This is a genomic window from Amycolatopsis dongchuanensis (genome assembly GCF_039542405.1).
Classification (GTDB): Bacteria; Actinomycetota; Actinomycetes; order Mycobacteriales; family Pseudonocardiaceae; genus Amycolatopsis_E; species Amycolatopsis_E sacchari.
On the sequence record NZ_BAABIB010000163.1, the window covers coordinates 22,106 to 33,611 of the forward strand.

10 protein-coding genes and 1 pseudogene are annotated in these 11,506 nt (G+C 73.0%); 8 read left to right on the top strand and 3 right to left on the bottom strand.

Annotated features, from left to right (window positions below):
* Positions 1-1,017 carry a HoxN/HupN/NixA family nickel/cobalt transporter gene (locus tag ABFX51_RS37310; RefSeq protein ID WP_177228839.1) on the top strand — a complete coding sequence of 339 codons (1,017 nt, stop codon included), beginning with the start codon at positions 1-3 and terminating at the stop codon, positions 1,015-1,017.
* Positions 1,018-1,077: 60 nt separating this feature from the next.
* Here ABFX51_RS37310 and ABFX51_RS37315 read toward each other — a convergent pair whose 3' ends face one another.
* Both ABFX51_RS37315 and ABFX51_RS39765 read right to left on the bottom strand, forming a co-directional pair.
* The gene (locus ABFX51_RS37315) at positions 1,078-1,635 is read right to left on the bottom strand and encodes a helix-turn-helix transcriptional regulator (protein ID WP_346056614.1); all 558 of its coding nucleotides are present in this window, start codon (positions 1,633-1,635) and stop codon (positions 1,078-1,080) included.
* 1,801 nt (positions 1,636-3,436) lie between these two features.
* Positions 3,437-3,868: pseudogene (locus ABFX51_RS39765) on the bottom strand (ATP-binding protein); the annotation flags it as partial.
* A gap of 74 nt (positions 3,869-3,942) precedes the next feature.
* Between ABFX51_RS39765 and ABFX51_RS37325 the strand changes: the two are divergent.
* From ABFX51_RS37325 to ABFX51_RS37335, 3 genes are read left to right on the top strand one after another with little or no spacing between them, the layout of a single operon-like run.
* The gene (locus ABFX51_RS37325) at positions 3,943-4,317 is read left to right on the top strand and encodes a winged helix-turn-helix transcriptional regulator (RefSeq protein ID WP_177228840.1); all 375 of its coding nucleotides are present in this window, start codon (positions 3,943-3,945) and stop codon (positions 4,315-4,317) included.
* Complete coding sequence (locus ABFX51_RS37330) at positions 4,314-5,534, top strand: beta-ketoacyl-[acyl-carrier-protein] synthase family protein (RefSeq protein ID WP_091511393.1); 1,221 nt, start codon at positions 4,314-4,316, stop codon at positions 5,532-5,534. The genes ABFX51_RS37325 and ABFX51_RS37330 overlap by 4 nt, the downstream gene beginning before the upstream one ends.
* Before the next feature lie 7 nt (positions 5,535-5,541).
* Positions 5,542-6,480 (top strand): NmrA family NAD(P)-binding protein, encoded by a 939-nt coding sequence (locus ABFX51_RS37335; RefSeq protein WP_346056616.1) that lies wholly within the window; start codon positions 5,542-5,544, stop codon positions 6,478-6,480.
* Here ABFX51_RS37335 and ABFX51_RS37340 read toward each other — a convergent pair.
* Positions 6,477-7,244, bottom strand: a complete 768-nt coding sequence (locus ABFX51_RS37340) for a LamB/YcsF family protein (protein WP_346056617.1) — start codon at positions 7,242-7,244, stop codon at positions 6,477-6,479. The two genes, ABFX51_RS37335 and ABFX51_RS37340, sit on opposite strands and share 4 nt — an antisense overlap.
* A 138-nt stretch (positions 7,245-7,382) precedes the next feature.
* On the opposite strand from ABFX51_RS37340, the gene ABFX51_RS37345 reads away from it, so the two are divergent.
* From ABFX51_RS37345 to ABFX51_RS37360, 4 genes are read left to right on the top strand one after another with little or no spacing between them, the layout of a single operon-like run.
* Positions 7,383-8,285, top strand: coding sequence for a 5-oxoprolinase subunit B family protein (locus tag ABFX51_RS37345; RefSeq protein ID WP_091511401.1), 903 nt, complete (start codon positions 7,383-7,385; stop codon positions 8,283-8,285).
* Positions 8,282-9,253 carry a 5-oxoprolinase subunit C family protein gene (locus tag ABFX51_RS37350; RefSeq protein WP_091511403.1) on the top strand — a complete coding sequence of 324 codons (972 nt, stop codon included), beginning with the start codon at positions 8,282-8,284 and terminating at the stop codon, positions 9,251-9,253. Before ABFX51_RS37345 ends, ABFX51_RS37350 begins: the two co-directional genes overlap by 4 nt.
* Positions 9,254-9,266: 13 nt before the next feature.
* Positions 9,267-9,503 (top strand): acetyl-CoA carboxylase, encoded by a 237-nt coding sequence (locus tag ABFX51_RS37355; protein WP_091511405.1) that lies wholly within the window; start codon positions 9,267-9,269, stop codon positions 9,501-9,503.
* Positions 9,500-10,828, top strand: coding sequence for an acetyl-CoA carboxylase biotin carboxylase subunit (locus ABFX51_RS37360; protein WP_346056618.1), 1,329 nt, complete (start codon positions 9,500-9,502; stop codon positions 10,826-10,828). Before ABFX51_RS37355 ends, ABFX51_RS37360 begins: the two co-directional genes overlap by 4 nt.
* Positions 10,829-11,506 lie beyond the last annotated feature (678 nt).

Genomic DNA, 11,506 nt, shown 5'->3' on the forward strand with positions numbered 1-11,506 from the left:
GTGGACCGCACTCCAGTGACCCTCGTCGTGGTCGGCGTCGTCGTTCTCGCCCTGCACGTGCTCGGTGCCGGCCTGCTGCTGAGCACGTACCCCGCAGTCGTCCCGCTGGGCGTCGCGGCCTACGCGCTCGGCCTGCGCCACGCGTTCGACGCGGACCACATCACCGCCATCGACAACACCACCCGCACCCTGATGGAAGGCGGTCGCCGGCCCATCTCGCTCGGCTTCTGGTTCTCGCTCGGGCACTCTACGGTGGTACTGACGCTCACCGTTGTCCTCGCCCTGGGCTCCGGAACGCTGTCACGGGCACTGAGCGACGACGGTTCGGTACTGCACGAAATGACCGGCGTCGTCGGGACCGGGGTGTCCGCACTGTTCCTCTACGTCATCGCGGGCGCGAACCTCGTTCTGCTCCTGTCGACGTGGCGGCGGTACCGGAGGCTCCGCCGGGGCTCGGCGGAGCTGGCCGAGCTGGCCGCGAACACCGCGCCCCGCGGTCTGCTGACCCGGGTTTTCGGCCGGGTCATCAAGGCCGTCAGGGCCCCGTGGCAGATGTATCCGCTCGGTCTGCTGTTCGGGCTGGGCTTCGACACGGCGACGGAGGTCGGTTTGCTCGTGCTGGCGGCGACCACCGCGACGGCGGGATTGCCCTGGTACGCCTTGTTGGCCCTGCCGATCCTGTTCGCCGCAGGAATGTCCCTTCTGGACACGCTGGACGGGGTGCTGATGCGCTACGCCTACGGCTGGGCCTTCGCGCGGCCGGGGCGCAGGCTCCGGTACAACCTCGTGGTCACCTCGGTGTCGGTCGTCGTCGCCGTTTCGGTCGGCACCGTCGAGATCGTGTCCTTCGCCGGGGAGCGACTCGGGCTCGACGGCCCGTTCTCGCGGTGGGTTTCACGGCTGGACCTGAACACGGTCGGCTGCGTGGTCGTGGTCCTTTTCGCCGTGCTGTGGAGTTCCGCGCTGGTGCTGTGGCGGCGCCGCAACCCCCGCACACCGGTCGCGGCGGACGGGTGATCGTCTGGCCGCAGCGGGCGATCGCCGCACCGCCCGCTGCGGCGCTCCGCCTTGGCGGTTTCAGGGCACCGGCACCGGTTCCGGCCCGGGGAGCCGATCGAGGGCGTCCCGCAGCGCCGCCCGGGTCGAGATCCCGAGCTTGGGGAACACGCGGTAGAGGTGCCCGCCCACCGTCCGAGGCGAGAGGTACAAGCGCCGGGCGATCTCCTTGTTGCTCAACCCCGCCGCGGCGAGCTCCGCGATCGCCCGTTCCTGAGCGGTCAGGGCGTTGTCCGCGAGGAGGACGGGGCGGGGCAGGCCCGGATCCCGCGCGGCGCGCAGTTCGCGTCTCGTGCGCTCCGCCCACGGAACGGCGTCGAGCGCTTCGAACTTCTCCAGAGCCGAGTTCAGGACCTGCCGCGCTCGCACGAAACGCAGGTCCCGCCGCAGCCGTTCGCCGTAGGCCAGCTGGACGCGAGCGAGGTCGAAGGGGAAATCGTCCGCTCCCTCGACGGCGAGCGCGCGCTCGAAAAGCCGCGCAGCACGCTCGCCTTCCGCGACCAGCGCCCGCGCGGCCCACGCGTTCACCGCCATGCGGGGTGACACCGCCGCGACGTCGTTCGCCACGATCGCCGCCACGTGGGCGCGCGCCGCCTCCCCCCCTGCCCGTCTTCAGCGCGGACTCGACCAGGTCGAAGGCCACCCACATCGCGACCGGCCGGTGGGGGGCGAAGGCGCCCGGTGAGCTGAGCGCGCTGGCGTGGCGGAAGGCCGATTCCCAGTCCCCGGCGGCGATCGCGGCCAGGGTGCGGGCGTGGGCGGCGTGGTGCCCCGGTGTGGCCGCCCTGCGGGCGCGGGCCACCCGGTCCAGCTCGGTGGTCAACTCGCGCACCGCCGGGACGTTCCCGCGGACCGCGGCGAGTAGAGCCTTGTTGTACAGGAAGTACCAGACGAGGAACCGGTAACCGTGGGCCTGGCAGCGCTCGATCCCCTCCTCCGCGAGGTGTTCTGCCTCCTCCCACCGGCCGGAGGCGAAGTCGTCGAGGCACAACAGCATCAGCGCCCCCAGGCCCGACCGGATCGCGCCGTCCCCGCGACCGCTCTCGACGAGCCGCCACGCCACCTCGCGGCAACCGGCCACCATGTCGACGTAGACGGCCGAGGTCAGCAGGCGGATGATCTGGGCCGGCTCGTGCTCGTCGACGTGACTGCTGATCAGCTCCCGCAGTCGCGCCCGCAGTTCCGCGCCCCGCCGCACCGTGTCGGTGAACGCCGGACTCTGGATTCCCAGCAGGGGCAGCGCGTCCGGCCCGAGCCGGGCGAGCGCCCGCTCGAAGGACGTCCAGTACTCCTCCCGCCCCGCCCACCAGCAGAGGAAGAGCAGCGTCGTCATCGCCTCGCCGAGTTCGTGGTCCGGGGCCGCCCGTATCCGCAACTCCCGTTCGACGGCCGCGGCCAGGAGGCGGTGGGCCGAGTCGATGTCTCCGTCGCCGTTGACCATGGTGTAGGCCGCCGCCGACGCCCCGTGGAGCGAAGCCGTGATCGACGGATCGAGCCGGCGTGCCTCGTCGAGGAAGCGAGCCGCGGCGCCCAGATCGCCCGTGACCTGCGCGGCGAGGGACGCGGCCTGGGCGAGCCGCCGGGCCGCGGCGGAACCGAGAGGGCTCAGCCGGGCGGCGCGGGCGAGCAGAGCGGTGGACACGGGGGCGTCGCCTCCGGCGAGTGCACCGCGCGCCGCCAGTTCGAGACGTCCCGCCACGCCCTCGTCCGGCGTGACGGCCGCCTCCGCGAGGTGCCAGGTCTGCCTGACCGGGTCGTCGTCCAGTCCGGTCGCGATCGCGGCGTGTGCACGTCGCACGTCCGCCGGCGCGGCCGAGCGGACGATCGCCGAGCGGATGAGGGGATGGCCGAACGCCACCGTCATCGACTCCCGGTCGACCGTGACGAGCCCCGCCGACTCCGCCGGCGCAAGGGCGTCGACCGGCAGACCGCCGCGTACCAGTTTCCGGACGTCGGGCCTCCCGGCGACGGCCACGAGCAGCAGCGCCTCCCGGGTCCTGACAGGCAGTCCGGTGGTCCGGACCGCGAACGCCCGTTCCAGTTTCGACGTCAGCGGCATCACCGTCGGCAGGTGGGCCAGCGGATCCGCGAAGTCGGGCACGGATCTGACGAGTTCCAGCAGTGCGAGGGGGTTGCCGTCGGCCTCCGACAGCACGCGCCGGCGCAGTCGCGGGGGCAGGGCGGGGTGGCGGCGGGCGAGCAGTTCCCGCGCGTGCTCCCGCGGCAGCCGGTGGACGGGGACCACGGGGATGCCACCGCCGTCCAGGACGGTGGCGCGCGCCGCGCGCTCGGCGGCGAGCACCCCGGTCCGCGTGCCCCGCACCCGTCTCGCCACGAACCCGATCGCGGCCACGCTCGCCCTGTCGAGCCACTGCAGGTCGTCCACGCACAACAGCACGGGCCGGTCCTCGCTGGCGCGGGTCACCAGTTCGAGTACGGCGCTGTACGTCACGAGCGGGCGTGGGACAGGACCGTTCCGCAGTCCGAGCGCGAGGAGGACGGCGTCCCGCAGGTCCGGGCCGACCTCGTCCAGCGCGTTCCGCAGCGGTGCGAGCAGGGCGTGGAGACCCGCGAACCCGATTTCCGCCTCGAACTCGGCACCGGCCACCCGGAGCACTCTCGTCCCGGTCTCCTCGGCGAACGCGCAGGCCGCGTCCAGTAGCGCCGTCTTGCCGACCCCCGCCTCGCCGACCAGTACGCGTGCGGCCCCTTCGTGGCGGGACCGTTCGACGAAGCCGCGCAGCTCGCCGAGCAGGTCGTCCCGGCCGATCAGACCGGGCGCCGGGTCCTCGCTACGGGGATCACCCGTCATGACGTACCTCCTCGCCGGCGCGGCATTTCACTCCTGGCTCCGGATCCAGGATTTAGATGCACTATAGTTGCGCCATGACTTCTCGTGCCACCCCCGCCGGGTCCGACGGCGCCTCCGAAGGGCTCTACCGGGGCGCGGATTTGTGCATCGCCCAGATCGGGGAGAAATGGTCGCTCCTCATCGTCAGGGAGGTGCTCGCCGGGAACACCAAGTTCTCCGAGATCCGGGCCGCTCTCGGCCTGAGCCACGACGTGCTCAGCGACCGGCTGCAGACCCTCGTGCAGCGCCTCATCCTGCGCCGCGAGAGCTACCGCGAGCCCGGTTCCCGCGTCCGCGAGCGCTACCTGCCCACCGAGGCCGCGGAGGCGCTCGTCCCCGTGCTGCGGGCGATGGACGAGTGGGGCAGGCGCTACGGCGCGGAAGGCCGGCGCAAGGCGGCCCGCTCGTGAGGCGCGCGGTCATCACCGGCCTGGGGGCCATCAGCCCGGTCGGCGCGAGCGCGCCCGAGAGCTGGCAGGGACTGCTCGCCGGCCGCAGCGGCATCGCGCTCCTGGACGAGGACTGGGCGGAGGACCTGCCCACGCGGCTCGCGGCCCGCATGGCCGTCGATCCCGCCACCAAGCTGGACCGCGTCGCCGCGCGGCGGCTCGACCGGGCGGAACAAGCGGCCCTCGTGGCGGCGCGGGAAGCCTGGACCGACGCGGGGCTGGATGTGTCCACTGTGGATCCGAACCGCGTCGCCGCCATCATCGGCACGGGCATCGGCGGCGTCGGCACGCTGCTCGCCAACCACCGCTCCCTGCGTGACCACGGCCCGCGGCGGCTCAGCCCCCGGATGGTGCCGATGATGATGCCCAACGGTGCCGCCGCCGCGGTCAGCATCGACCTCGACGCGCGGGCCGGTGCCCTGTCGCCCGTGAGCGCGTGCGCCACGGGCGGCGAGGCCATCGCCCACGGGCTGGACCTGGTCCGGCTAGGCCGGGCGGACGTCGTCGTCGCCGGCAGCACCGAGGCGTGTGTCAACGAGCTGACGATGGCCGGGTTCGGGCAGGCACGCGCGATGTCCACCCGCAACGACGAGCCACAGCGCGCCTCCAGCCCGTTCGACCGCGCACGGGACGGGTTCGTCCTCGGCGAGGGAGCGGCGGCTGTGCTCATCGAGAGCGAGGAGCACGCCCGTGCACGCGGGCGGGTCCCCTACGCGACCCTCGCCGGTGCCGCGATCACTTCCGACGCGCACGACATGGTCGCTCCCGAACCGAACGGGGACGGGCAGATCCGCGCCATGCGGGCCGCCGTGGAGGACGCCGGGCTGTCCCCCCGCGACATCGGTCACCTCAACGCCCACGCCACGTCCACCCCGGCCGGTGACGTCGTCGAAGCCCGCGCCATCCGCACCGTCTTCGGGACCCACGCCCCCGTCGTGTCCGCGGTGAAGGCGATGACGGGGCACCTGCTGGGCGGGGCAGGCTCGTTCGAGGCCGTCGCCACCGTGCTGGCGCTCGCGCACCAGACGGCGCCGCCCACACCCACGCTGGCCGACCTCGAAACCGGTCTGGACATCGACGTGACCCGCGACCGCCCGAGACCACTGCGGTTCGAAGCGGCGCTCAGCAACTCCTTCGGCTTCGGCGGGCACAACACCGCCCTCGTCTTCACCAGGTAGGGATCCAGTGACAACAGAACCGAACACACCGGCCGGCCCCGTGCTCGTGACGGGCGCGACCGGACGCCACGGCGGCACCGGGGCCCACGTCGTCCACCGGCTGCTCGAAGCGGGCCGCCCGGTGCGGGTGCTCACCCGGCGGCCCGGTGCACAGGCGCGGGAACTGCGTGCGCTGGGCGCCGAGGTGGTCATCGGAGATCTGCACGACCGGCGCAGCCTCATCCCCGCCTTGCGGGGCGTCCCGCTGGTGTACTTCGCCTACCCGATCGACTCGGGCATCGTGCCCGCGGCGGCGAACCTGGCCTCGGCCGCCCGCGAAACCGATGCCCCGCCCCGGGTCGTCGTGATGTCGATGGGACCGGCCACCCCGGAGCACCCCAGCGCGCTGGGCCGGGCCCAGTGGCTGGCCGAGGAGGTGCTCGCGTGGGCGGGCCTCGACCTGACGGTCCTGCGGATCGCGGCGCAGTTCCACGAGAACCTGAAACTGCTGTTCACCCGGTCCGTCCGGGATGAAAGCCGGATCCGGAACTCCTTCGGCCGGGCGTCCGTGTCGTGGATCAGCGGCCGTGACGCCGCGGAACTCGCCTCGGCCGCCCTGCTGCACCCCGAGCGGTTCGCCGGCCGCACGGTGCACCACCTCGCGGGCACCGAGATGTTCAGCTACCCGGAGGTCGCGGGCAAGCTGACCGAGCTGCTCGGCCGGACCATCGACCACCGCCCCGTCTCGGTGGCCGAGTGGCACGACGAACTGGTGGCGCTGTCGGCTGGGGGCGACGACACGGTCAACGTCGCGATGGCCGGCCACATCTCGGCCGTCGGTGGGGAGATCGCCGAGCGGGGTATGCGGCTGGCCGCCGATCCGGCCCGGTTCGAGCAGCTGACCGGACGCCGTCCGACGCCGCTCGACGACTTCCTCGCCGCCGCCTCGGCCGCGTGGCGGCCCTAACGCGCCGCCAGCACCTCTGCGATCGGCGCGACCCGCACGTCCTCCGCGGCCAGCCGTTCCCGGATCGCCCGCGCGATCTCCACCGCGTTCGGGCGGTCGCCGTGGAGGCAGATCGTGTCGGCGTCCACCTCGACGCGCTTGCCCGACACCGCCGTGACGTGCCCGGACAGGATGTCCACGACCCGCTGCGCGCACGCCGCCGGGTCCTTCGCCACCGGGTTCGGCTCGATGATGATGTGGCCCTCGTCGTCGTAGTCCAGGTCGGCGAAGGCCTCGCGGGCCACGCGCACCCCGGCCGCCGCCGCGCGTTCCGCCGTCGGGCCCGCGAGCAGCACCACGATCAGTTCGGGTGACACGGCGGCACACGCCTGGGCGATCGCGTCCGCCACCTCCGGCTCACGCAGCGTGAGCCCGTAGAACGCGCCGTGCGGCTTCACGTGCACCACCGGCACGTCGAGCGCGTCCGCGAAACCCCGGAGCGCGCCGTACTGGTACAGGCAGGCGTCGGCCGCGTCGGCGGGCGAGAGCGCCATCGACCGGCGGCCGAACCCGGCCAGGTCGGGCAGCCCGGGGTGCGCCCCCAGCGCGATCCCCGCGTCCCGCGCCAGCTCGACCGAGCGCCGCATCGTCGCGGGGTCGCCCGCGTGCCAGCCGCAGGCCACGTTCACCGAGCTGACCAGCGGGAGCAGGTGCTCGTCGTCGCCCAGCCGCCACCGCCCGAAGCCCTCCCCGGCGTCGGCGTTCAGATCGATCAGCTTCTTCATGCCCCCAGCGTGGGAGCCGGGCTCGGCGGCGGCAATTCGCCGGGTTGGCCAACGGCGGCACGGGTACCTGTCCGGAACGTCCAATAGCGCGTCGGGGGCGGGACGGCGAAGGTGATCGCAACCCGGAAGGAGGGTGCCGTGCCCACGACCGACCTGGCGCTGCCGCCCGCCCGCTACTCCCACGGCGGCGACGAGTTCGTGTTCGTCGAGATCGACCAGGCGATGAGCCTGGAGGCCAACCTCAAGGCCATGACCATCACCGCCGCGTTGCGCGAGCGGGCCGTGCCCGGCGTGATCGACGTCTGCCCGTCCAACGCGTCCTACCTGATCCGCCTCGATCCCGACGTGCTGCACCCCGCCGAACTGGTGGACCTGCTGCGCTCGCTGGAGGAGTCGTCGAGCTCGCTGAGCGCCGACCAGGTGCTGCCGACGCGGATCGTCGACGTGCCCGTGCTCTACGACGACCCGTGGACCCGCGAGACGCTGCTGCGCTTCCGCGACCGCCACCAGGACCCGGAGTCCACCGACCTGGAGTACGCGGCGCGCATCAACGGTTACCCCGGCGTGCCGCAGCTGATCGAGGCGCTGTCCGGCGCGCCCTACCTCGTGACGATGCTGGGGTTCGTGCCGGGACTGCCGTTCTGCTACCAGATGGTGCCCAGGGAACGGCAGATCGAGGTCCCCAAGTACGTGCGCCCGCGCACCGACACCCCGGAGCGCGCTTTCGGTTACGGTGGCGCGTTTTCGGTGGTCTACCCGGTGCGTGGCGCGGGCGGCTACCAGCTGTTCGGCATCGCCCCGGCACCCGTGCTCGACGTTTCCCAGACGCTGCCCGACTTCCGCGACGGCATCGTGTTCCCCCGCGCCGGGGACATCTTCCGGTACCGCGCCATCGACCGCGCCGAGTTCGACCGGATCCGCGGCGAGGTCGAGGCGGGCACGTTCGCCTACCGCATCCGCGAGTACGGCTTCAGCCCGGCCGCCTTCCTCGCCGACCCCGACGCGCTCAACAGCGAGCTGCTGGAGGTGCTGTACCGATGAGCGAACTGATCGTGCACTCCCCCGGCCTGTTCACCACGGTGCAGGACGCCGGGCGCGACGGGTTCTACGAGATCGGCATGCCGCCGTCGGGCGCGATGGACCAGTACTCCCACCGCGCGGCGAACCTCCTCGTCGGCAACCCGGAGGGCGCCGCGACGCTGGAAGCCACCTACATCGGGCCGAAGCTGGAGTTCACCGACGACCGCGTGGTGGCGGTGACCGGTGCCGAGGCGCCGTTGAGCCTCAACGGCGAGCCCGTGCCGACGTGGGAGTCCTTCGCGGTGCGCGCGGGTGACGTGCTGTCGTTCTCGATGATCACCGCGGGCGCCCGGCCCTACATCGCGGTGAGCGGCGGCGTGGCGGTGCCGGAGTACCTGGGCTCCCGCTCGACGTACACGTTGACCGGGCTGGGCGGTTTCCAGGGCCGCAAGCTCGCCGACGGCGACCGGTTGCCGCTGGGCGAGCCGACCGCCGCCCGTCCCGGCGTCCGCGTACCCGAGGAACTGCGGCCGGAGTTCCCGTCCGTCACTCCACTTCGGACGGTCGTGGGGCTGTGCTCGTACCGGCTCACGGAGTCCGGGATGGACTCGTTCCTCGGCACCGAGTGGAAGATCACCAAGGACGCCGACCGCGTCGGCTACCGCCTGCGCGGTGGGAAGCTCGATTTCGTCGAGCGCGAGCAGCCCTTCGGCGCGGGCAGCGACCCGGCGAACGTCGTCGACCTCGGCTACCCCGTCGGGTCGATCCAGGTGCCCGGCGGTGACGAGCCGATCGTGCTGCTCAACGACGCCGTGACCGGTGGCGGCTACGCGACCATCGGCACCGTGGTCTCCGCGGACCGCGACCGCATCGCGCAGGCCAAGACCGGCGACGTCGTCTCGTTCGAGCCCGTCGACCTCGACGGCGCGCTGGCCGCCCGGCGCGACCGGCGAGCCCGGCTCGACCGCATCAAGTCCCTTGTCAGCTAAGGAGAGTTATCCCATGTCGACGATCAAGGCCAGCATGCCCGGCGTGTTCTACCGCCGCCCCTCGCCCGACGCGGACCCGTACGTGGAGGAGGGCCAGGCCTTCACCGCGGGGCAGACGATCGCGCTGATCGAGGTCATGAAGACGTTCAACGAGCTCAAGGCCGAGGAGGCGGGGACGGTGAAGCGCTTCCTGCTCGACGACGGCGACGAGGTGGCGATGGGCCAGGACATCGCCGAGGTCGAGGCATGAGGCGGGTTCTGGTCGCCAACCGGGGTGAGATCGCGCTGCGGATCATCCGCGCGTGCCACGAGGCCGGGGTCGAGGCGGTGGCCGCCTACTCCGACGCCGACAAGGCCGCGCGGTGGGTCGAACTCGCCGACGACTCGGTGCACATCGGCGGTTCTCCCGCCGGGAAGTCGTACCTGAACGCGGATGCGGTGCTGACGGCGGCTCGGCAGTCCGATGTGGACGCTGTGCACCCGGGGTACGGCTTCCTGTCGGAGAACGCGGCCTTCGCGCGCCGGGTCGCCGAGGCCGGGCTCACGTTCATCGGCCCGCCGGCCGACGTGATCGAGAAGATGGGCGACAAGGCCACCGCACGCCGGATGGCGGAGGAGGCCGGGGTGCCGGTGGTGCCCGGCAGCGGGCCGCTGAACGATCTGGCGGCCGCGGAGGCCGCGGCCGCCGAGGTGGGTTTTCCGTTGCTGGTCAAGGCCGCCGCCGGCGGTGGTGGCCGGGGCATCCGCCCGGTCGCGTCGGCGGAGGAGCTGGCGGACGTACTGCCGACCGCACAGGCGGAGGCGGCCGCGGCGTTCGGCGACGGCACGGTGTACCTGGAGCGGCTGCTGGAGCGGGCGCGGCACATCGAGGTGCAGGTGCTGGCGGACGACCACGGCGGCGTCGTGCACGCCTACGAGCGGGACTGCTCGGTGCAGCGGCGGCGGCAGAAGCTGTTCGAGGAGGCTCCGGCGCCGGGTCTCGCGCAGGAGGTCCGCGAGGCGATCGCGGAGGCGGCGGTGCGGCTGGCGCGGCACGTCGGCTACCGGGGCGCGGGGACGGTGGAGTTCCTGCTGGCGGACGACGGGTCGTTCTACTTCATCGAGATGAACACGCGGATCCAGGTGGAGCACCCGGTGACGGAGTGCGTGACGGGGCTGGACCTGGTGGCGGAGCAGCTGCGCATCGCCGATGGGAAAGCGCTTTCCGTGGCGCAGGAGGACATCGTGCTCGACGGCGCGGCGGTCGAGCTGCGGCTCAACGCGGAGGACCCGGACGCCGGTTTCCGCCCCGCGCCCGGCGAGCTGACGCGCTTCGACCTGCCCGGTGGCCCCGGCGTGCGGGTCGACACGGGCTTCGTGGCGGGCGACCGCATCAGCCCGTTCTACGACTCGATGATCGCAAAGCTGATCTGCTGGGGCGCGACGCGGGACGAGGCGCTCAGCCGGGCGCGGCAGGCGCTCGCGGAGCTGCGAGTGGAAGGCGTCCCGACCACGGCGTCGCTCCACGCGCGGCTGCTGCCGGAGCTGGCGGGCGGGCCGGTGCACACGCGGTGGCTGGAAGGCTGGCTGGGCTGAGGGGTTCGGGCCCGGTGGGGTGGGGGGTCGGGGTGGCTGGAGTGGGGCTCGGGTCAGGCGGGGAGGGCTTACGGCTGGCTGGGCGAGGGCTTTCCCCCGGGCCGGGGAGGCTCCCCGCTGGGTGGGGTGAGGGGCTACGGCTGGCTGGGCGAGGGCTTTCCCCCGGGGCGGGCGAGACTCCCGGCTGGGCGGGGTGAAGGGCTCCGGCTGGTTGAGGCTGAGGCTTTTGGCTGGTGCGGATGAGGTTTCCGCTGGCTGGGCGAGGGCTTCGGCTGGCCGAGGCGGTGGTTTCGGTCGGCCGGACTGTCGGCTCCCGGCTGACCGGGGTGCCGCGGTGAGGTTCGGTCGGCCGGACTGGCGGCTCCCAGCTGGCCGGGGTGGCGCGGTGAGGTTCGATCGGCCGGACTGGCGGCTCCCAGCTGGCCGGGGTGCCGCGGTGAGGTTCGATCGGCCGGGAGCGACGGCTCCCGGCCGACCGGAGTGGCGTAGCGGCTCTCGGCCGGTCGGCCGACCGGCTCCCAGCCTGCGCCAGGAGCCCCCGGCCAGCCGCGCGCCGCCGCTCCCGGCGGACCCGCGCGAGCCACCCGCCACCCGCGCCACCTGCCCACCGGAGCCGAAACCTGTCCCGCGTCAAGAATCTGGCTCAGTTTTCTTGGATGAAAGTTGTGCTTGTTGATC

What these genes read in the sequence shown, in the direction of transcription:
- ABFX51_RS37325 (WP_177228840.1), top strand. Translation starts at nt 3,943, where the DNA reads ATGACTTCTCGTGCCACCCCCGCCGGGTCCGACGGCGCCTCCGAAGGG.
- ABFX51_RS37340 (WP_346056617.1), bottom strand. Translation starts at nt 7,244, where the DNA reads ATGAAGAAGCTGATCGATCTGAACGCCGACGCCGGGGAGGGCTTCGGG.
- ABFX51_RS37350 (WP_091511403.1), top strand. Translation starts at nt 8,282, where the DNA reads ATGAGCGAACTGATCGTGCACTCCCCCGGCCTGTTCACCACGGTGCAG.
- ABFX51_RS37355 (WP_091511405.1), top strand. Translation starts at nt 9,267, where the DNA reads ATGTCGACGATCAAGGCCAGCATGCCCGGCGTGTTCTACCGCCGCCCC.
- ABFX51_RS37360 (WP_346056618.1), top strand. Translation starts at nt 9,500, where the DNA reads ATGAGGCGGGTTCTGGTCGCCAACCGGGGTGAGATCGCGCTGCGGATC.